17 protein-coding genes are annotated in these 21,091 nt (G+C 39.2%); 8 read left to right on the top strand and 9 right to left on the bottom strand.

Annotated features, from left to right (window positions below):
• The first annotated feature begins 76 nt into the window (after positions 1-76).
• A complete protein-coding gene (locus AWW67_RS08360; protein WP_141655408.1) occupies positions 77-1,123 on the top strand; it encodes a hypothetical protein in 1,047 nt (348 codons plus the stop codon).
• 93 nt (positions 1,124-1,216) lie between these two features.
• Complete coding sequence (locus tag AWW67_RS08355) at positions 1,217-2,743, top strand: M20/M25/M40 family metallo-hydrolase (protein WP_053221743.1); 1,527 nt, start codon at positions 1,217-1,219, stop codon at positions 2,741-2,743.
• A gap of 71 nt (positions 2,744-2,814) precedes the next feature.
• Here the strand turns inward: AWW67_RS08355 and yjjX are convergent, their stop codons facing one another.
• From yjjX to AWW67_RS08335, 4 genes are all read right to left on the bottom strand, one after another.
• Positions 2,815-3,345, bottom strand: a complete 531-nt coding sequence (gene yjjX / locus AWW67_RS08350) for an inosine/xanthosine triphosphatase (protein ID WP_062301060.1) — start codon at positions 3,343-3,345, stop codon at positions 2,815-2,817.
• 5 nt (positions 3,346-3,350) lie between these two features.
• A complete protein-coding gene (locus tag AWW67_RS08345; protein ID WP_053221741.1) occupies positions 3,351-4,526 on the bottom strand; it encodes a tetratricopeptide repeat protein in 1,176 nt (391 codons plus the stop codon).
• A 360-nt stretch (positions 4,527-4,886) separates the two neighbouring features.
• Positions 4,887-8,201, bottom strand: a complete 3,315-nt coding sequence (locus AWW67_RS08340) for a WD40/YVTN/BNR-like repeat-containing protein (protein WP_062301053.1) — start codon at positions 8,199-8,201, stop codon at positions 4,887-4,889.
• A gap of 153 nt (positions 8,202-8,354) precedes the next feature.
• A complete protein-coding gene (locus tag AWW67_RS08335) occupies positions 8,355-9,905 on the bottom strand; it encodes a glycine--tRNA ligase (protein ID WP_062301051.1) in 1,551 nt (516 codons plus the stop codon).
• Between the two features lie 136 nt (positions 9,906-10,041).
• On the opposite strand from AWW67_RS08335, the gene AWW67_RS08330 reads away from it, so the two are divergent.
• Positions 10,042-10,581, top strand: coding sequence for a DUF2911 domain-containing protein (locus tag AWW67_RS08330; protein WP_062301049.1), 540 nt, complete (start codon positions 10,042-10,044; stop codon positions 10,579-10,581).
• Between the two features lie 250 nt (positions 10,582-10,831).
• A complete protein-coding gene (locus tag AWW67_RS08325; RefSeq protein ID WP_141655407.1) occupies positions 10,832-11,245 on the top strand; it encodes a hypothetical protein in 414 nt (137 codons plus the stop codon).
• Between the two features lie 98 nt (positions 11,246-11,343).
• Here the strand turns inward: AWW67_RS08325 and AWW67_RS08320 are convergent, their stop codons facing one another.
• Positions 11,344-12,561 carry a bifunctional alpha/beta hydrolase/OsmC family protein gene (locus AWW67_RS08320; RefSeq protein WP_062301538.1) on the bottom strand — a complete coding sequence of 406 codons (1,218 nt, stop codon included), beginning with the start codon at positions 12,559-12,561 and terminating at the stop codon, positions 11,344-11,346.
• A 377-nt stretch (positions 12,562-12,938) separates the two neighbouring features.
• On the opposite strand from AWW67_RS08320, the gene hemH reads away from it, so the two are divergent.
• Complete coding sequence (hemH, locus tag AWW67_RS08315) at positions 12,939-13,958, top strand: ferrochelatase (RefSeq protein ID WP_062301045.1); 1,020 nt, start codon at positions 12,939-12,941, stop codon at positions 13,956-13,958.
• A 4-nt stretch (positions 13,959-13,962) separates the two neighbouring features.
• Here hemH and AWW67_RS08310 read toward each other — a convergent pair whose 3' ends face one another.
• The 4 genes from AWW67_RS08310 to AWW67_RS08295 all read right to left on the bottom strand — a co-directional run bounded on the left by AWW67_RS08310 (position 13,963) and on the right by AWW67_RS08295 (position 17,161).
• Positions 13,963-14,307, bottom strand: coding sequence for a hypothetical protein (locus AWW67_RS08310; RefSeq protein WP_062301044.1), 345 nt, complete (start codon positions 14,305-14,307; stop codon positions 13,963-13,965).
• 2 nt (positions 14,308-14,309) lie between these two features.
• A complete protein-coding gene (locus AWW67_RS08305) occupies positions 14,310-15,452 on the bottom strand; it encodes a cysteine desulfurase family protein (protein WP_053221734.1) in 1,143 nt (380 codons plus the stop codon).
• A 4-nt stretch (positions 15,453-15,456) separates the two neighbouring features.
• Positions 15,457-16,848: a phosphoglucosamine mutase gene (gene glmM / locus AWW67_RS08300; protein ID WP_053221733.1), complete on the bottom strand. Its 1,392-nt coding sequence runs from the start codon at positions 16,846-16,848 to the stop codon at positions 15,457-15,459.
• 82 nt (positions 16,849-16,930) lie between these two features.
• Positions 16,931-17,161, bottom strand: a complete 231-nt coding sequence (locus AWW67_RS08295) for a hypothetical protein (RefSeq protein WP_053221732.1) — start codon at positions 17,159-17,161, stop codon at positions 16,931-16,933.
• A gap of 86 nt (positions 17,162-17,247) precedes the next feature.
• Between AWW67_RS08295 and mazG the strand changes: the two genes are divergently transcribed.
• The 3 genes from mazG (at position 17,248) to AWW67_RS08280 (ending at position 21,090) form a co-directional block, all read left to right on the top strand.
• The gene (mazG, locus tag AWW67_RS08290; protein ID WP_062301042.1) at positions 17,248-18,057 is read left to right on the top strand and encodes a nucleoside triphosphate pyrophosphohydrolase; all 810 of its coding nucleotides are present in this window, start codon (positions 17,248-17,250) and stop codon (positions 18,055-18,057) included.
• 92 nt (positions 18,058-18,149) lie between these two features.
• Complete coding sequence (locus AWW67_RS08285; RefSeq protein WP_260311375.1) at positions 18,150-19,853, top strand: chloride channel protein; 1,704 nt, start codon at positions 18,150-18,152, stop codon at positions 19,851-19,853.
• Positions 19,854-20,487: 634 nt separating this feature from the next.
• Positions 20,488-21,090, top strand: a complete 603-nt coding sequence (locus AWW67_RS08280; RefSeq protein WP_062301041.1) for a thioredoxin family protein — start codon at positions 20,488-20,490, stop codon at positions 21,088-21,090.
• The last annotated feature ends 1 nt before the right edge of the window (position 21,091 follow it).

Here is a 21,091-nt window from a genome sequence, read left to right as displayed (position 1 = left end):
GTTCGAACGAAAATGAATCGAACATTCAATATTTCGGTTCTTTTCAGGTTAAACTTAGTGAATTGAATAGTAAGTTTTGAAGGTCATAATATATAATTTTCTTTTACTGCTTTTACTCGGCAGCTCGCCACTGAACGCTCAGGGAACGAATGCTACGTTGTCTGCCTTACTTCACATGAATGAGGCTTACGATCCTCCGCAAGATATTCTAAGTACTAAGTCAATTGTATTAATGGATGTACCAAAGGGTATGTCGGTAGAGGAAAGGTTGAAATTAGCGGATGAGTTGCAAGCCTTTTTTGCCGAGGTGGGTATTGATGCCGCAGCATATTTCCAAATCAACAGCTTTAGCTCCGTTAGCGGAATGGAAGAGCAAATTCCAGACTTTATTTTAAGACGAGATTTTAAGAATCTTATTTTTCTTACCGTTCTGAACCCAGAAAACGATTTTCTGTTAGGCATGGGCCCATTCAATGGAAAAAACAGTTTTTATGATAAAGGAGCTATATTTTGGTTAAGAAGAACGAACGATTTAAAAAGTGTTTTCAGTGAATTAACCACAAGATTAAAGAGCGATGAATTTCCGAAAGAAAACCTTCTTCTAAGTAATTCAGCAGAATTTTTTGAGCCTACTGTTTCTGGTTTTAAACAAGCCTATATTACCTTACCTAAAGCGTTTGAAGGCAAAAAAATTGCTATTCCCCAAATAGAAACAGACCCGTTTGCACAACCCAATCCGCAGGCTTTGGGCATTGAAGCCATCACATCGGCAAACGCTTTTAAAAAGGAACTTTTAAACCGAAAAAACTCCTTCGAAGCTTTAGTTGCCAGTGATTCTACTTTGTTCCAAATTATAAATGTTGAAAACAAAACCGATGCTGATTTAAGACGCGCCAGAGTAGATTATGTGCTTCATTATATTGAAGCCAACGCCCAAAATGTCTACACCTTTTTACCTTTTGAAAAGCGTAAGGAAAACAAAACGGGAGTGCTCATAAAATTCTTTTTACGCGACACCCGAACCAATATTGCTTTTTTAGGAAGTGAATGGGACGCCAAAGAAAACTGGAATCAAGCCCTTAATTCATTTATTACCCAAATCAACAGTATGAGGGATAAATAACCCGATTGAACACTTTATTGCCCATCGGTATATTTTAGAAAGATTTTAAAAGTAAGATTAGCTACCTTCCTCATTAAATTAAAACTTAAACAAATGAGGATATCAGCAGTATTAGGGTTTCTATTTTTAGGGCTGCAAGCACTAGCCCAGAACACCCAAGTAGATTACGAATCTATCTACAAAATCAAAGATGAAGGATTCAATAACAGTCAGGTAATGGACATTGCTTGGAACTTGACTGACAGAATTGGGCCTAGACTTACGGGTTCTGAAGGTTTGAAAAAAGCTTATGACTGGACATCACAAAAATATAAAGATTGGGGCCTAACAAACGTTAAGGTTGAAGCTTGGGGCGATTTTGGTCCAGGATGGGAAGTAGACAAAAACTACCTTGCCATGACTGTTCCTTATTACCAAGCCATGATTGCAATTCCAAAAGCATGGACACCTGGTACTGGAAAAGAAATTACGGCAGAAGTGGTTTATGTTGAGATCAATTCTGAAGAAGACCTAGCCAAATACAAAGGCAACCTTAAAGGCAAAGTAGTTTTAATGCCTACTACAATTAATGCTGAAAACGGTTTTGAAGCCGATGCACACAGGTATACAGAAGAAGAATTAGAAGGCCTTACTAAAGTTACTGTAAGAGGTGGCGGAGGAGGTGGAAACTTCAGTGCCAGCAGAATGTCTGAGTTCAGAAGAGCTTCTAACCTAAGAAGAGCCGCCTATACCATGTTAAAAGAAGAAGGCGTTGCAATGATTTTGAATACTAGCCGCGGTGGAGGCCAAGGAACTTTCTTTACTTCAAACGGATCGAGAAATGATGATAGCGCGCTTCCAGAAATGGAAATGGCACCTGAGCATTACAACAGAATGGTTCGTTTGCTACAAAAAGGCGAAAAAGTAATGGTTGAAGCAGAAACTAAAACTCGCTTCTTGAAGAATGATACCAAAGGATATAATGTATTAGGAGAAATTCAAGGTTCTGATGCTAAATTGAAAAATGAAGTAGTTATGTTAGGTGCTCACCTCGATTCTTGGTTTGCAGGAACAGGCGCTACTGATAACGCTGCCGGATCAGCTGTAATGATGGAAGCGATGAGAATCTTAAAAGAATCAGGCGTAAAGCTAAGAAGAACAGTAAGAATCGCTCTTTGGAGTGGTGAAGAGCAAGGTATTTTTGGGTCAAGAAATTATGCTCAAAACACATTCATGACAGACAAAAAGCCTAATGCAGCTCACCAGAACTTCTCTGCTTACTATAACATGGACAACGGAACAGGAGCCATTAGAGGAATTTACTTACAAGGTAACGAGGCTACTAAAGGTCTTTTCGAAGAATGGTTCAAGCCTTTCCACGATATAGGAGCAAGCACAATTACAGTAAACAACACAGGCGGTACCGATCACCTTGCGTTTGACGGTATTGGCTTACCTGGTTTCCAGTTTATTCAAGATCCAATTGCTTATAGCACAAGAACACACCATACTAATATGGATGTATTTGAAGCTTTAGAAGAAGTTGATTTGAAAAAGAACGCAGTAATCATTGCCGCTTTAGTAATGCAAACTGCTAACATGGACGCTAAAATGCCTAGAAAACCAAAAGAGTTTAAATAAGTAGTATTAGATTTAGAAATAGCGAAAGGCCTTGTCTGTAAAAGATAAGGCCTTTTTCTTTGATAGCTTAGTCAATAAAGCTCTGGGTTGATAAAAGGAATTAGCGCCAATACTATGGCTGGCCTGTAATATTCCGATCTGTCTATCAAATCGTGGGTTAGAATACCCACCGCACCATTAGACTGTTTAGAGTTAGATCGCTTAAACACCATATCATCTGCCAGACCCAATTCTATTCCTTGATGTATTAGTTCTACAATTTTTGGTGGAAGAGTAAAGGTGGCAGTTCTAGATTCGCCCTTTTGGTCATTAGAAATTATGCTTATCCATGCAAAGGCTAACATTTCGCCTGCTTTTGTTTCAGAAATTCCTCCTTCTATTCCAACCCAATAGTCTGCTTTGGGATCGGCAGACTGCGCATTCTTTGCTCTGTTTCTTGCTCCCTCAAGGGTTTCTGAATCAGTCATTGGCTGGTCTGCCACATTGGAGGGAACATTTATTCCTGAAAAAATAAATGATTCATTTTTGAATACTTCCTGAAATGCCTTTTCGGTACATTTAATTTTTACCGGGTTTTGAGAGGCTATAACTACCTTAATCATTTTAATTATCCCTTTCCATTCAGTTCTGCAAGCTTATCTGTCATTTTCAGGCGTTCGTAGAAAACCTTAAGTGCACGGATTGTTCCTGGGTCATCTGGCTTAATTTTTCTACACATTTCCATATAAGGCAAAGCCTTTCTCGTCCAGTTATGGCCTACTTCTTCTGTATTTTTTCCGCTAATAACGTATTCTTCCTCGCTCATTAAATTAATTCGGTCATATACTCGATTGGCCTGTTCGTTAATCATTACCGCGTAATTGTAATTGGCGGTAAAATCTTTGGGGTACTTATCGAGGTAGATTTCATAATCTTCAGAAGCCATCTCGAAATATTTTTCCGAACGCTCTGGCAATCCATTAGCGTAAGCGTCTTTAAAAATGCGATCAAAAAGATCGGCACGCCTTAATCTCAATTCATAATTATTCGGAATGCGGTTGAGAACGGTATTTAATCGAGATTCAGCCTCTTCAAATTTATTCAACCTAATTAGCGCTCTTACCTCTTCGGCAATGTAAGGCAGGTGATCGGGGTACTCAAAAAGCGCTTCTTCAATCATATCTAGCCTTTCTTCAAGCGGGGCATTCATAGCCTGTTTACAACTAATCAGGCTGTTATAAACTGTTTTGCTTAACCTGGTAAAAGATTTCATCGCCAGATAATATTTAATGGCTTGCTGATAGTTTTGGGCGTTTTGGGCACTTAACCCTGCATATAAATAGGCTGTGGTATCTTGTGGCATAACGGCCTGTGCCATCTCAAAATACTTTGTTGCTGATTCGAATTTCAGTTCTTGATAATCCTTGTATCCTTTATTTATTCCATAAGCCCAAAGAATCTCCAATTGATTGTTTGCAAGCCGATAAAGATTGTCTGTCGGCTCGGTAAGTATTTTGGTTTTATTATAGCACAAGGCTACTTCACCGGCAAAGTCTTTTAGGTCTGGTTTAAATTTGCGAAACTCAGGGGCATCGCTATTGAGAATTTCATGATAAATGCGGCCTTTGGTATACCAAGCTCTAGCGCTTTTATCTCCATCGGGGCTTTCAAAAACCTCATCTATAGTTTCTTTAGCCTCTATATACTTGTTGTCATTCAAAAAAGTACTTGCCACAGTCACCAAGTCCTGAGAATAACTAGGACCGGTAAGCAGCGCAAATAGTATGGTAATAGTTAGCCTCAAATCGGTTAAATGGAACGACACGTGAAAATATGAAATATTGTAATAGTGGGCATTATATTTTCAACAAGTATATAAAATCAAACAGTGAACAAATTTACATTCAAGCCACAATAGCTGCTGATGGAATACAGAAATAAGCATTTTACTTCCAAACATTAAAAACTCCATAACAGACCTATTGCATTCCGCTAGCCATAGGGTTCGGTACTGAACTTGACTAAAAACATCAAAGTCCATCAAAAAACAAATGTTATTGGAGAGGGTGTGAGGTAAAGGATCGGTTCTAAAAAAACAGAACAGTCAAATATATGAAATATAATATTGAGGGACATATTAAATATGCCCCTCATGGTATTTTAGCTATTGTTTTTTCCAGTTGGGGAGTCTACCTGATGTGAGTGGTGCTCCTAGTTGATCCAACTTTCCATCCATTCTGGTAAACTCATTCACCAAAGCTTTCACTTTTGGTAAAATTGGAGCAAACTCATCGGCAGCAATATCATAATTGGTTTTGGCTGTTCCCGTAACATTAGAGGTAGAACCAAAAATATCATACACTGCATTTTGCGCCCGCTGGCTTGTAGCGTACTCTCCATCCATATCTAATTGGCCATAGTCAGAATCTCCATTGAGTTCAATATTTAGGGCTTTTACCTTGTTCTCTAAAACTAGAATTTCCTTGATCAGCTCATTGCTTTCTCTGGCAGGAAAACCCTTGGCAGCCGCTTTATAGCTGGCAATTTTTCCATTCATTTCGCCCAATACGGAACGAGTTGAGTTAACAGCTTGCATTAAAGCCATTGCCTTCTTTTTGAAATTTGCCATCGCTAACCAGTCATCTGCCGGAATTGTTTTATTGTCGATATCTTTCACTGTAAAGCTTACCGGCCCAGCCAATTCACTGATTTCACCCTTTATATTTTGCGATAAGCTCACTGTATAGTTGCCTGGAACAACATATACGTTAGAAGAAGGCAAACTACTTGTAACAGACGCTTGTCGTTCATTCACTGGACCAAAGCCCGCATAAGTCATATCCCATGTAATTTCACTAATGCCTTTTCTCAACGGACTTCTCAATTCACTTACAATATCACCCGTTTGATCTTTTATAGTGAAAATTAAGAAGGAAGGAAGTTCACTTTCTTCTGCTTTGAGTTCTTCTAGAGTTGGGTAAGGAATGGCTTGCCCATTTTTAAAGGCTTCCGCATCTTTTTTCGACCTTTCTGCTTTCAAAGAACTCACGCCCTCTTTCACATAGTAAGTAAAGGTTGCTCCTCTGGTGGGGTTGTCTGCCGCAAAAAACATTTCGCCTTGAAAACCTTTGTCTGCACTACCCAAACTGCCCAGCGGCTGCCAAGTGTTGTACATCAATGCATCCTTAATTTTGAAAATATGGCCGTCCTTGGCCAATAAATCTTGTGTCATTTCTCGAAGTGGTGCGTAATTATCTAACACATAAAAACCTCTTCCGAAAGTAGCCAGTACTAAATCATTCTCTCTTTCTTGAATAGCAATATCGCGTACATTCACAGCCGCAGGCAACCCAGCAGATAACTTAGTCCAGCTTCCACCTTCATTCATCGAAACAAAAACACCGTATTCAGTTCCTGCAAATAGAATATTCGCATTCATATGGTCTTGCTCTAAAGCATAAACAGCGCCTTTGGGTAAGTTCGAAGAAATGCTCGTCCATGTTTTTCCCTTATCGTTACTTTTATACACATAAGGGTTGAAGTCACCACTTTTATGGTTATTAAAAGCTGCGTAAACCGTATTTACATCGTGCTTCGAAGCAATTAAATCATACACATAGGTGTTTTCAGGAACGCCAGAAAAATGATTGATTTTTCTCCAGTTCTTTCCCCCATCTTCAGTAATATTGATTTGGCCGTCATCTGTTCCTACATAAAGTAAGCCCTCTTGCAAACGTGATTCATCTAGAGAAACCGCAGCGCCATATCGTGAGGTAGAACCATTTTTCGCAACGGCATCCATAGGCCAGATTTTGCCCATAATCGGCAATAAATTTCTGTCAATGTCTTGGTCGAGCTCACCGCTAATTACTTCCCAAGAGTCACCACGGTCTGTACTTTTGAATAGCTTATTTCCACCAAAATATACCGTTTTATGATCGTGTGGGCTGATCATTAAAGGAGAATCCCAGTTAAAATTATACTGCCTTTCGTCTTTTCTTGGTTTAGGCTGAATGCTCACCGCTTCGCCACTTTTTCTATCGAAACGAACGATTCCGCCATTTTGCGACTGAGAGTATATAATGTTCGGATCTTCAGGGTCTGGAACCGATTCGAAACCGTCTCCACCTTGAGTTACAATCCAATCGGAACTCACAATACCATGACGGCTGAGCGTCTGTGAAGGGCCATGCAAGCTGTAGTTATCTTGGGTTCCGCCCATAATATTATAGAAAGGATATTCATTGTCTACTGAAACTTTATAGAACTGAGTAACTGGTAAATTGCTAAAGAACTTCCAGTTTTCGCCCCTGTCGAACGATTCGTAAACACCACCATCAGAGCCTTGCAATAAGTGATTTGTATTGTTTGGGTCAATCCATAGGGCATGGTTGTCCCAGTGCTTACTTTTCTCTCCTAGGCCAGAAAATGTCTTTCCACCGTCTTCTGTAATTTGTGTAAACGTATCTAAAAGGTAAACACGGCCTACATGTACTGGGTCGGCCACAATTTCTTGATAATAATTTCCGCTAGAAGAAGTACTACTCATTTTCTGCCAAGAGGCTCCTCGATTGGTACTTCTGAAAAACCCACCTTGTCCACTTTGCGCTTCAACTACGGCATACAAAACTTCTGGGTTGGCTGGCGAAATGGCCATTCCAATTCGGCCTTTGTCTACACCTGGCAAACCACGGTTTATTTTTTCCCAAGATTTACCCGCATCCATCGATCTGTAAATACCCGATTCTGGGCCTCCACCTAAATAAGTCCATTGTCTTCTTCGTCTTTGATGGGCTGTGGCATAGAGTATATCTGGATTTCTCGGGTCGAAGTGTACTTCATTTACTCCCGTGTGTTCACTAATTTCTAAAACTTTCTCCCAATTTTCGCCACCATCTGTGGTTTTATAAAGGCCACGATCACCGCCTGCACTCCAAACCGGACCGTAAGCAGCTACATAAACCACATCAGAATTTCGAGGGTCAATAGCGATCATTCCAATGTGTTCTGAGTTTTTCAAGCCCATGTTTTTCCATGAGCTGCCCCCGTCTTCTGATTTATAAACCCCATCGCCATAAGAAACGGAACGCTGGTTGTTGTTTTCGCCAGTACCTACCCAAACTACATTGTGGTTATTCGGGTCGATTTCTACCGTTCCGATAGAATACGAACCTTGTCCATCAAAAATTGGGGTGAAAGTGGTACCCGCATTGGTGGTTTTCCAAACACCGCCTGCTGCTGCGCCTACATAAAATTCGCTATGGTTTGAAGGGTTCACGGCTATATCGGCAATTCTACCTGAGGTAAGCGCTGGACCAACACTTCTGAATTTAAGTGTACCGAGAGAAATCCCTTTTAAGGGGTCATCTATCTCGGTCTTGGTTTGTTCTTTTTTATTGCGTTGTGCAAAACTGTTTGCAGAAATAAGAAGGAAGGCCATAGAAAAGCATAAGGCCTTGAAGAAGTTAAGATGTTTCATTCTAGTGTGTTTTGTGGTGGAAGAAATATAGGTTTTATTTCAAACAGTACATAACGGCCACCCTAAATTGCTACTCCGGAGAGCGCAACAAAAAAGGTCTGATTTTCATTTTGAAAATCAGACCTTAATATATTCCGCTAGAAAAAACTATGCTTAGAGCTTTCTAAGTAAGTTATTGATAGAGGTAACTTCCGTTAGCTTAGACTTTAGCTCCTCCACTGAAATTCTGATTTGACTTAAATCATCTCTATCACGAATTGTAACTGTATTGTCTTCCAAAGTTTGGTGATCGACAGTTACACAATATGGTGTTCCAATAGCGTCTTGTCTTCTATAACGTTTACCAATGGCGTCTTTTTCATCGTATTGGCAATTGAAATCAAACTGAAGATCAGCCAAAATTGCTCTCGCTTTTTGTGGAAGTCCTGAATCTTCCTTTTTCAATAATGGCAAAATAGCCACTTGATAAGGCGCTAACGCTGCTGGTATTTTCAATACTGTTCTTTCGCTACCATCTTCTAATGTTTCTTCAGTATAAGCAGCGCTTAGCACAGCCAAAAACATTCTGTCTAAACCAATCGAGGTTTCAACTACATAAGGCACAAATGATTCATTATCGACCGTATCGAAAAACTGAAGTTTCTTTCCAGAATATTCTTCGTGTGCTTTTAAATCAAAGTCGGTTCTAGAGTGAATCCCTTCCAGCTCTTTAAAGCCCATCGGGAAATTAAACTGAATATCGGCAGCGGCATTAGCGTAGTGCGCTAAGTTAATATGATCGTGGAAACGGTAGTTTTCATCACCCAAGCCAAGGGTTTTGTGCCATTTCATTCGTTTTTCTTTCCAGGTTTCGTACCAAGTCAATTCTTCACCTGGCTTTACAAAAAACTGCATTTCCATTTGTTCGAACTCACGCATTCTGAAAATGAACTGGCGCGCAATAATTTCGTTTCTGAATGCCTTTCCAATTTGGGCAATACCAAAAGGCACCTTCATTCTACCAGATTTTTGAACGTTCAAGAAGTTGACGAAAATTCCTTGAGCTGTTTCTGGACGCAAATATATTTTGTTAGCGCCTTCGGCCACAGAGCCCATTTCTGTAGAAAACATTAGGTTAAACTGACGAACGTCTGTCCAGTTTTTAGAGCCCGAAACTGGGTCGGCAATACCCAATTCTTCGATCAACGCTTTTACATCGGCCAAGTTTTCGGTTTCTAAGCTATTGCCTAAACGCTGGCTGATTTCGTCTATTTTTTCTTGATTTCTGAGCACGTTAGGGTTGGTGGCCAGAAACTGCTCCTTATCGAAAGCATCGCCAAAACGCTTCTCAGCCTTTTCAACTTCTTTGGTAATTTTTGCTTCAATTTTATCGAGGTATTCCTCAACCAAAACATCCGCACGGTATCTTTTTTTCGAATCCTTGTTATCAATCATCGGATCGTTAAAGGCATCTACATGGCCTGAGGCTTTCCAAGTGGTAGGGTGCATGAAAATCGAGGAGTCAATTCCTACAATGTTTTCATTCATTTGTACCATGGCTTTCCACCAATACTGCTTGATGTTGTTCTTTAGTTCAACCCCGTTTTGACCGTAGTCGTAAGCGGCAGAAAGTCCATCATAGATTTCGCTCGATTGAAAAATAAAACCGTATTCCTTCGCATGCCCAGCGATTTTTTTCAGCTGATTATCGTCATTTTGTGCCATGCGGCAAAGATATAGAAAAGGCTTTCAACATGTGCAATGCATTACTGAAAAAGGAAACTTCCGCTTATCAAGTCTCGGCATAATCCTTGAGGCTTTTTGCGAGTCTTAGAAATCAGAATCCTTATATTTGTTTGGTATGAAAAGAAAGCTTTCCACAGCCGTACTTATTTTGGCCGTCATTGTTGGTGGTATTGTTGGTGTTCAACAGTATCAGCTTTATCAAACAAAACAGTACAGTCCTGCTGAAATCGCATCATATAGTAATAATGCCATAAATATTGAGGTTACTTACAGTAGGCCATTTAAGAAAGACCGAGAGATCTTTGGCAAGCTTGTTCCTTATGGCAAATGGTGGAGAACTGGCGCTAATGAAGCTACTACTATTCAGCTTTCTAGAGATGTTTCCTTTTCTGGAAAAACCCTAAAGGCAGGTTTATATTCTTTAGTAACTATTCCTGGAGAAACAGAATGGCAAATCATTTTCAATAGTCAGATTCACGATTGGGGTACTGTTTATACTCCTGAAGATGATGAGCTAAGGGTTACAGCAAAAGTAGAAGAACTGCCCGAAGTGGTTGAACAGTTTACCATTGATTTTTCTGAAGAAAACGGAGGCCCGGTGCTCATTATGGCATGGGATAAAATTAAAGTCTCAACTCCATTCAAAGTGCTTTAAATTCCCCTTAAATTTTATTCCTTCTTTTTAATTGTCTGATAAGTAGAATTAATTACTTCTTCAGGCCTGACGCATATCTGCATTTTTCTGGACTCATTAAACCTTGTTGTGCTATTACCATCAAAGAGCCATAACAAACAAAAAGGAAATGAGGTCGATAATTAAAATCTTGATGGTAAGCTTGATTGGTATATCAGCAAACCAAATGTTAGCTCAGAACACTAATAAAACTTTGTTACAAACAGAGCAAATGGCAGCGAGGCTCGGACTAAATGAGCAACAGAAATTAGCACTGGATAAGGAACTGAAAGCAGCGCAAACGGAGCGTAAAGCCTCTATGGAAAAAATGAGGGCTTTGAGAGAAGAAATGAAACGCGATGCTTTTGTAGAAAGGCAAGCTAAAGAAGAAAGACTTAAGGAAATTCTAACCGAAGAGCAATACGCAAAATTACAAGAGGTTAAGAAAGATGGCCAAAGAGCTCGGGTACAAGGCCAAAGAAATCGAGGAGAAATTAGGGGTAGAACAAATAGAAATGAAGCTCGCTTTTCACCCCGAAATAACAGAAGAAATATAGGCAAGCGTATGATGATGCAAAAGCGCAATGCCGAAATGAAAGAAAGGACCAAAGAAAAAAATGAGCCTAAAAAAGACGGAGGAAATTAAAGATTTGTATAAGTGTAATATGTGGTTGTTTTGTAAAAAGGGGTCGACCGAAAGGTTGGCTCCTTTTTCATTTTGTGTATACATTAAATTTTGTACTTCTATTTCAGCTGCTTTAATCTGGTATCAATATTTAAACCTTTAGTAAGCGTTTTGTGTAACGGACATTTATCTGCAATCTGCAAAATTCGCTCACGTTGTTCTTCACTCAAATTTCCTGTTAGTTCAACCTCTCTATCTATAAATTCCATTTGTGCAGGTGCCCCATCTATAGCATCATCAGCATGGCGCTTATCAAAAGTTAGGTGTACTTTCACATCATCGAGCTCCATCTTTTTATGATTGGCGTAAAGCCTTATGGTCATGGCTGTGCAAGCGCCCAATGCAGAAACGAGCAAGTCATAAGGGGTTCCTCCTAAATTGGTACCACCTACAGCCTTGGGTTCATCGGCAATTAAGTAGTGTTTATTGGCCATTATTTCAGAAAAGAGACCATCTTCCTTCTCATTTCTAACCACCACCTGATGTGTGGTTTCTAGGCCTTCTTCATTCACTTCCAAATCCACGTATCGCTTAGCCCAAGTAGCAATTGTTTCACCTACATAAAGTGAGTCTGCCTTGTCAGTTAGCAAGTGGTCTGCCTTGTCTAATGATATATAGCTTTTTGGATGATGCGCAGCAACATAAATCTTTTCTGCATTTGTGATGTCCACCGTTTCATCTTGCGGAGAATGGAAAATAAGTAGTGGTTTTCTTAACTCACTAATAACTGAAGTAAGTTCTGTTTTATCCAGATCCTCTATAAACTGCTGCTTAATCGTAAATGGTCTTCCTCCCAATGAAACCACCGCTTTACCATTTTCTTCAATTTCTTCTAACGAACTTTTGAAAAGCTTTTTTAGGTGAGGTGTATCTGCTGGCGCACCAATAGTAACTACAGATTTTATAAAATCTAGTTGGCTTGCTGCCATCAATACCGCTGCACCTCCCAGTGAATGGCCAATTAAAATACTTGGCGCTTCGTAGTTATCGGCCAAATATTCAGCGGCAACAATAAGGTCTTGAACATTTCCAGAAAAGTTAGTGTCCGCAAAATCACCCTCACTTTCGCCCAAACCCGTAAAATCAAACCTTAATACGGCAATTCCTTTCGAGGTTAATGCTCTGCTAATATTTGTAACAGCAATTAAATTCTTGGAACAGGTAAAGCAATGCGCAAACAAAGCATAGGCCAAGGGTTTCCTATCTACAGGCTGTTCGAGTTTTGCAGAAAGCAGAAAACCTTCAGCATTTTTGAATTGAAGTTTAATCGTTTTCATGGCCATTGTAGGTTTATTTTTTAGGTTAATCTATAAAACGAAAGCAAGAGTATACACCTATAACCAAAAAGTGTTTGGTTCGTTAAAAACGATGTGCTCTTTAGAGCCGCTATTTAAAGATTTATTTTTTAGGCATAGGTAAGGGTAAATACCAAACGCCTTGTTTTCTAATAAATCTACCTATAAAAAAGGTCGCTCAAATAAATCTCTAAAGGAAGAGGAGTCCGATAGAAGAACAAAACAACAAATTTGAACGATATAGATGAGGCACTATCTTAACCGATAGTGCTTTTTTATTTTCTATTGAAAAGATCAATTGGCCTAGCCGCTTAAAACAAATATCTTTGCAAACGGTTTATCAAGGCTAAATTCCTACCATGCAAAAAGAAAAAATTGGTGTATTACTCGTTAATCTAGGCACACCAGATAGTCCTTCCACATCAGACGTTCGCAAATACTTACGCCAGTTTTTAATGGATGGAAGAGTAATTGACATTCCTTTTCTTTCAAGATTTCTCTTAGTTCAGGGCATTATAGCCCCTTTAAGAGCACCCAAATCGGCAAAAGAATATGCCAAGCTATGGATAGAACGGGGCAGCCCTTTGAAATTTTACGGTTATGATGTTCGCGATTCTTTGCAAGAGTTATTAGGGCCTGGCTATAAAGTGGCTTTGGGCATGCGTTACCAAAACCCAAGTATTGAAGAGGCATTAAACGAATTAAAAGCAGCTAGCGTAAGCCGAATTATTGTGATTTCGCTGTTCCCTCAATATGCATCGGCCTCCACTGGCTCTGCTGTACAAGAGGTGAATGATGTGGTTAACAAATGGCAAGTGATTCCTTCCATGAGTTACATTAACCAGTTTATGGATCACCCTAAGTTTATTCAGGCTTTTGCAGAAAACGGACTTAAACTAATGGAAACCACTGATTACGATCATGTGGTTTTCAGTTACCATGGTTTGCCAGAACGCCAAATCAAAAAAGGTTCAGATGGAAATCAGTGTCAGTTGGGTAGTTGCTGTAATAAATTCCATGAAAAAAACCGCTACTGCTACAGAGCGCAATGTTTTTATACTTCGCGCCTTTTGGCTGAAAAACTGGGTTTAAAAGAAGATCAGTATACAATCAGTTTTCAATCTAGGCTGGGTAAAGACCCATGGATCAAGCCTTACACTGATGAAATTTTGAAAGACCTTCCAAAAAAAGGAATTAAGAAAGTATTGGCCTATTCTCCTGCTTTTATTGCCGATTGCCTCGAAACTACTGTTGAAGTAGGCGAACAATTTAAAGAAGATTTTATGGAAGCGGGCGGAGAAGTTTGGGATTTGGTACCAAGCCTTAATAACTCACCAACTTGGATTGAAGGTTTGAAAGAAATGGTTGAGAACGCTTAAGCGACTAATTCGCTGCGCTAATTTGTTCTATCCGAATAAATTGGCCGTCTCCTGATAGGTTCGCGCAGTCGGAAAGTTCATTGAGAATTTCACCTTTTATGAATACTAAAGCCCCATTTTGCTTGTATTGGGCGGGTAAAAATGTAGGAACGTAGTATCGTCCGCCATCGGTTTGGAAAATGTATTCACAACTGAGACTTACCGTAGTGCCTTCTACAATTGTACCCCTGAGTTCAGCAATATCAATGTCCTCATCAGAGCAGCCAAAAAGGAATATAGTGAATAAGGCCAATACATAAATTGGCCTTGTTGTGATTTTATATAATATGGAACGAAATTCGTTCTTCATTTTTAAGCGTGTACTGGGTTTAGAATCTCAACGAGTTTTTCAACCGTATAGTCTACTTCTTCTGCTGTAGAGTATTTTCCAAAAGAAAAACGAATGCCTTGTCTTTCTGGGTCTGCTTTTATTCCTGTCAACACATGAGAGCCTGTATTGGCACCGCTAGAACAGGCACTTCCGCCAGAAGCAGAAATTCCATTAATATCTAAGTTGAAGAGCAGCATATCATTGTCTTCGTGTGCAGGAAAACTTGCATTCAACACCGTGTAAAGGCTGTGGCCTTCTCTGATGTCACCATTAAATTCTATTCCAGAAATGTTGTTTTTCAAACCTTCAATCATTCTGGTTTTTAAGCCTTGAATGTGCTTAGCATGGCTGTCCATATCGCGGTAAGCGATTTCTAAAGCCTTGGCCAAACCAACAATGCCGTAAACGTTTTCTGTTCCGCCTCGGTGGTTTCGCTCTTGGCCTCCGCCTTCCACAAAACGACCAATCTTTTTGCTTTTGCACACCCTTAAAAAGCCAACACCTTTTGGGCCGTTGAATTTGTGCCCTGCACCAACAATAAAGTGGCAAGCCAATGCCTGCAAATCATGTTTGAAATGCCCCATGGTTTGCACCGTATCGGAATGAAAAACGGCATCGTACTCTTTACACATCTCACCAATTCTGGCAATGTCGTTTAATGTTCCAATTTCATTATTGGCGTGCATAATAGACACCATTGACCTTGAATTGTTCTTTAAGAGGCTATTCAGATGGTCATAATCAATGTGGCCTTGGTGATCGAGGTCTACAAAGCTCAATTTCACTTTACCTTGAGCTTCAAGTTTTTCTGCTGTTTGCAAAACCGCCTTGTGCTCAATTTTCGAAGTAATTAAATGCTTTAAATCATAGGCTTCTACACTGCAAGTAATGGCAGTATTATCGGCCTCAGTTCCGCCAGAAGTAAAGAAGATTTCAGAAGGAGTTGTATTTAGCAACTCAGCTACCGTTTTTCTTGCACGTTCAATCTTCGTTCTTACCTCACGGCCATGGGCATGAGTAGACGATGGATTACCATACATTTCCAACATCATTGGTTTCATGGCCTCAAAAACCTCAGGATCCAATGGTGTTGTAGCAGCGTTGTCTAAATATATCCTTTTCATTCTATCAAGATTTTGACGAAACGATTTCTTTAATATCTGTAATAATTTTATTGGCCAAATACTCGGCAGTTGCCTGCGATTCAGACTCAGAATAAATACGAATAATTGGCTCAGTGTTCGACTTTCGCAAATGTACCCATTCTTTGTCAAACTCTATTTTTACACCATCAATGGTGTTTACTGGCTGCTTAGCATATCGATTTTGCATTCCTTCCAGCACTTTATCCACGTCAATCTCTGGCGATAAATCAATCTTATTTTTTGAGATATGGTAGTTAGGGTAGCTGGCCCTCAGTTGAGACATTTTCTTTCCACTTTTCGCCAAGTGAGTTAAGAAAAGGGCGATTCCTACTAAGGCATCTCTACCATAATGTAATTCAGGATAAATGATTCCACCATTTCCTTCACCACCAATTACGGCATTCGTTTCTTTCATTTTGGTCACCACGTTCACTTCGCCTACAGCAGCGGCTTCGTAAGTACCTCCTCTTTTTTCGGTTACATCTCTCAAAGCTCTAGTTGAAGAAAGATTTGAAACGGTATTACCTTTGGTTTGCGAAAGCACATAATCGGCCACCGCTACTAAGGTATATTCTTCGCCAAATGGGTCTCCATTTTCTGACACCATTGCCAAACGGTCTACATCAGGATCGACTACAAAACCAACGTCATAAATGCCTTTCTGCATAATTCTGGTAATGTCTCCTAAATGCTCTGGAAGCGGTTCGGGGTTATGAGGAAAATGCCCGTTTGGTTCGCAATAAAGTTCTTCAACTTGTACAACACCCAGCGCCTTTAATAAAGGAGGAAGTGAAATACCACCTGTAGAGTTTACGCAGTCAATGGCCACTTTGAATTTGGCCGCTGTAATCGCTTCAACATCCACTAAAGGAAGTTTCAAAATGGCATCAATATGTTTTTGAATATAAGTATCGTCCGTTCTATACTTGCCTATAGACTTAACAGGAGCAAATTCATAGGCATCGTTCTCTGCAATTTCTAATACTTCTTTTCCGTCATCACCACTAATAAACTCGCCTTTTGCGTTTAACAGTTTTAGGGCGTTCCATTGCACAGGGTTATGACTGGCAGTTAGAATAATTCCTCCACAAGCATTCTCAGCTGCAACAGCCATTTCAACGGTTGGCGTAGTAGAAAGGCCAAGGTCAACCACGTTTAGGCCTAACCCCCTCAATGTAGACGAAACTAAGTTAGAAACCATTTCACCAGAAGGTCTGGCATCTCGACCGATAACAATGGTATTTTGCTTAGAGTTTTGTTTTGCCCAGGTGCCAAAAGCAGCAGAAAATTTAACAACATCAATTGGTGTAAGTGATTCATTTACTTTACCACCAATGGTTCCTCTTATTCCTGAAATAGATTTGATTAAGGTCACGTATATATTTGGTTGATTGTAATTACAAAGCTAGCAAAAACGCAATATGACAGTCGCTTTTAATCGACTTTTGAAACCAAGCTTACTTGAATTTAGAGAGCACTTTATCTACCTCATTGTCTGGGTTTCCACAGCTTTCTCCTGCTTGTATAGTTTTGCCACAAAAGCTGCAAGGCGCACCGTCTTTATTCAAAAAGGGATTTTGCGAGGCACAAGTGCCTTTAAATTCTCCGTTTTTCAAAAAAATCAAGCGTACAGACATGAACACGAAAAACAATCCGACAAGTCCTAAGGTCAAATATAAAGTTGTCATAATAGACTAATTTTCTGCAAATTTAAGATAGTTGTGCGTAGAACGCTACCTTTGAAGAGTAAGTTTCCCAAAAAGCCTTTATCTAAATGCTTAAACCCAAAAAAGACCTTCGTAGAAAAGAAAAACTAGAAGCCTTCGATCGCCTGCTGACCATTATGGACGAGTTGCGCTTAAACTGCCCTTGGGACAAAAAGCAAACACTAGAAAGCCTCCGCCACTTAACCATCGAAGAAACATATGAGCTTTCAGAAGCCATACTTGAAAACAACTTAGATGAAATCAAAAAGGAAATAGGAGATGTAATGCTCCATTTGGTCTTCTATTCTAAAATAGCCGATGAACAAAATGCCTTTGATGTAGCCGATAGCATAAACGCCATTTGCGATAAACTGATCCATCGCCACCCACATATTTATGGTGATGTAGAAGCCAAAGACGAACAGGCGGTAAAAGAAAATTGGGAAAAAATTAAGCTTAAAGAAAAAGGAAACACTTCTGTTTTAGGCGGTGTTCCGAAAGGCTTGCCAGCCATGATAAAAGCCATGCGAATTCAGGACAAAGCCAGAGGGGTTGGCTTTGACTGGGAAAAGAAAGAACAAGTTTGGGAAAAGGTAGAAGAGGAAATGCAAGAGTTCAGAGATGAATTCAACATTGAAGAAACCGCTAAAATTGATAAAGAAAAGGCCTCTGCCGAGTTTGGTGATCTGCTTTTCTCTCTCATTAATTATTCCCGCTTTATAGACATTAATGCTGAAGAGGCCTTGGAGCGAACAAACCTTAAGTTTATAAAGCGCTTTCAGTTTTTAGAGTCTGAATCTAAAAAGGACGGAAAAAATATAGCAGAAATGAGCCTACAGGAAATGGATAAATATTGGGAAAGGGCTAAGAAACTTTAGAGATTTGCATTGAAGTACTTATGAAATTCAACAAGACCCTTTCAAAGTTTTTAGTCTGGAGAATACGCCACGTTAGTACGCGTAATTTTCTTATGATTCTTAGCGGAGTAATAGGGGTTGCAGGAGGAATTGCAGCTGTAATTCTAAAAAGTACCGTTCATTATATTCAACACACCCTCAGTGATTTTAAGGAAGATGTTGCTCATTACCTCTTTTTAATTTACCCTCTTATTGGAATAGTAATTACATCAATTGTAGCCGATAAATTACTAAAGGAAAAATTGGGCCATGGCATTACGAGTATTCTTTACACTATCTCCAAAAAGTCGAGCATTATAAGCCGAATAAAAACCTATAGTAGTATGATTACTTCTGCCATTACCGTAGGCTTTGGCGGTTCGGTTGGTTTAGAGGCGCCAATTGTGGTTACAGGCTCTGCCATTGGTTCGAATATTGGGCAGCTAATGCACCTTAGTTATAAGCAGCGTACTCTGATGATTGGTTGTGGGGCTGCGGCTGCAATTTCTGGGATTTTCAACTCCCCAGTAGCTGGCGTTATTTTTAGTATCGAAGTTATTTTAACGGATGTTACTATTGCAGCCTTTATCCCATTATTAATTGCATCGGTAATAGGCTCTCTGGTGTCTATGCTCACTTTAGGTTCAGATGTACTATTCTCATTCGACCTTACAGACCCTTTTTTAGCCTCAGATTTTCCATACTTCTTGGTTTTAGGGGCTTTATGTGGCTTGGTTTCCGTTTATTTTACTCGGTTAACCCAGTTTACAGAATCGGTAGCTGTTAGAATTAAAAATAAAACAGGCCGAGCCATTTTTGGGGGATTGGCCCTAGGTATAATCATTTTCGTTTTTCATCCGATTTATGGAGAAGGTTATGATTCAATTACCACCATTCTGAATGGAAACCCCGAGGCTCTTTTAAAAGAAAGCTTTTTTCTAAAGAATGAAGACAGCACAATTTTTCTCATTCTTTTCTCATTAGGAATTTTACTCATCAAACCAATAGCCACTGGACTCACTTTAGGGGCTGGAGGCAGTGGTGGAATTTTTGCTCCTTCGCTTTTTATTGGAGCGATTACGGGCTACATCTACTCTCAAACCATTAACTTTTTAGGTATAGGCAAAACCCTTTCGATTAGCAATTTTACCTTGGTAGGCATGTGCGGGGTAATGAGTGGGGTATTGCACGCTCCTCTTACTGCCATATTTCTTATTGCTGAAATTACAAGCGGATATACCTTGTTTTTGCCTCTAATGCTAGTATCAGCCATTGGTCTAAGTACCTCTCGTTATTTCGAACAGTACTCTTTTTATACAGGCCGCTTAATTAAAGCCGGAGACCTTATTACTAATGACAAAGACCGACAGGTGTTAAGTCTAATTAAAATTGAAAAACTCATTGAACACGATTTACTCACTATTCACCAAGACAAAACTTTGGGTGATTTAGTAACACTAGTTAGAAAATCGAAAAGGAATATTTTCCCCGTAGTAAACAATAACAACGAGCTTCAAGGAATAATTACCTTAGACGACATTCGAGAAATTATGTTTGACCCTGCTTCTCAAAAAAGTGTAATTGTTGCGACCTTAATGCACAAACCCCCTGAAACAGTTTTTCTGAGTGATAAAATGGAGGAAGTAATGACTAAGTTTGAAAAGACAGGCGCATGGAACCTTCCAGTAATTAAGGATAATAAATACGTTGGAATTGTGTCAAAGTCGCGTATTTTCAATGCGTACCGAACTAAACTCAAGCGTCAAAATAAAGAATGACATTTTCAAAAATGTATATTTTTTATTCGAAAATATCTTTCATCGAAAATCGCCAATATATCTACTCAGAATGTTCTAAGCTGGTTTTTTAAATACTTATCAACAAAAATCAAATTACACTTGCTTATTATATATATCTCATAATCAAATACTTGCAAAAAAGCACATAAAAAGTGTGGACAACTTTTTCATTTTGTGGAAAAGATTATTTGATTTTCTTCAATCTTTGTTTTGTCTAAATGGATTACCAATAGTCCGTTTTTGAAAGTCTATTTGTGAACCAGAAATGCGCATTCCTACATCACCTTCAATTGTATTTTTGTGGGTAAGAGTTGACTCCAACCAAAACACAAATAGATTAGACTATTTCAACCACAATGTTAACCCAATATTATGCCCATATGAGCACATTATTTTTTTGTAGGTGGTATCCAAAAAAAAGGAAATCAAAGCGATCAAGGTGCTTAGAGCATATATTGGAAAATTTATATTTTCAGTTTCCGGTTCGAAATACCATTGGGTTAAGTTAAATCAAAGTTTTACGAACAACAGTTTATAAAATATGTTGAATCAAAGAAGGATAATGACGAGCTTCAAAGGTTGAAAACAGAATTGCTAATCAAGATCAAGTATTATGATTTACATTAAAGCATTATTAATCTCATTCCTTTTAATAGTTGGAGGCTCGAGCCAAACTCCACAAGGTGTTAAAATAGGAGATATCGCTCCAGATTTTAATCTTAAAAACGTGGATGGCAAAATCGTTTCACTCAACACCAATAAAAATGTTAAAGGCTACATCATTGTTTTTACCTGCAATACTTGTCCTTATTCTGAAATGTATGAAGATAGAATCATCGCTTTACACAACAAATATTCAGCTTTGGGCTATCCTGTAATTGCAATTCAGCCCAACAACCCAAAAGTTTCTGTAGGAGACTCTTATTCTAAAATGAAAGAAAGAGCTAACGATAAGGAATTTCCATTTGCCTATTTAATAGACACCGATAGCCAAGAAACCACAGCCGCTTATGGAGCTACTAACACCCCTCAAGTATTTGTGTTGAATAAGGAAGCCTCTGGCTTTAGAGTTGGCTATATTGGCGCCATTGATAACAACAGTCGCAATCCAGAAGCGGCCACTAAACGTTATGTAGAGAGCGCTGTAGACGCCCTTTTAAATGGACAAAGCATAGAGACCAATAGCACGAAAGCGATTGGCTGTACTATAAAATAAA

Source organism: Roseivirga seohaensis, assembly GCF_001592945.1.
GTDB lineage: Bacteria > Bacteroidota > Bacteroidia > Cytophagales > Cyclobacteriaceae > Roseivirga > Roseivirga seohaensis.
This window is presented reverse-complemented; position numbering and strand designations above follow the sequence as displayed.

Coding starts and splice junctions, on each gene's coding strand:
- AWW67_RS08355 (WP_053221743.1), top strand. CDS start 1,217: ATGAGGATATCAGCAGTATTAGGGTTTCTATTTTTAGGGCTGCAAGCA.
- yjjX (WP_062301060.1), bottom strand. CDS start 3,345: ATGATTAAGGTAGTTATAGCCTCTCAAAACCCGGTAAAAATTAAATGT.
- AWW67_RS08340 (WP_062301053.1), bottom strand. CDS start 8,201: ATGAAACATCTTAACTTCTTCAAGGCCTTATGCTTTTCTATGGCCTTC.
- AWW67_RS08335 (WP_062301051.1), bottom strand. CDS start 9,905: ATGGCACAAAATGACGATAATCAGCTGAAAAAAATCGCTGGGCATGCG.
- AWW67_RS08330 (WP_062301049.1), top strand. CDS start 10,042: ATGAAAAGAAAGCTTTCCACAGCCGTACTTATTTTGGCCGTCATTGTT.
- AWW67_RS08325 (WP_141655407.1), top strand. CDS start 10,832: ATGGCAGCGAGGCTCGGACTAAATGAGCAACAGAAATTAGCACTGGAT.
- AWW67_RS08320 (WP_062301538.1), bottom strand. CDS start 12,561: ATGAAAACGATTAAACTTCAATTCAAAAATGCTGAAGGTTTTCTGCTT.
- hemH (WP_062301045.1), top strand. CDS start 12,939: ATGCAAAAAGAAAAAATTGGTGTATTACTCGTTAATCTAGGCACACCA.
- AWW67_RS08310 (WP_062301044.1), bottom strand. CDS start 14,307: ATGAAGAACGAATTTCGTTCCATATTATATAAAATCACAACAAGGCCA.
- AWW67_RS08305 (WP_053221734.1), bottom strand. CDS start 15,452: ATGAAAAGGATATATTTAGACAACGCTGCTACAACACCATTGGATCCT.
- AWW67_RS08295 (WP_053221732.1), bottom strand. CDS start 17,161: ATGACAACTTTATATTTGACCTTAGGACTTGTCGGATTGTTTTTCGTG.
- mazG (WP_062301042.1), top strand. CDS start 17,248: ATGCTTAAACCCAAAAAAGACCTTCGTAGAAAAGAAAAACTAGAAGCC.
- AWW67_RS08285 (WP_260311375.1), top strand. CDS start 18,150: ATGATTCTTAGCGGAGTAATAGGGGTTGCAGGAGGAATTGCAGCTGTA.
- AWW67_RS08280 (WP_062301041.1), top strand. CDS start 20,488: ATGATTTACATTAAAGCATTATTAATCTCATTCCTTTTAATAGTTGGA.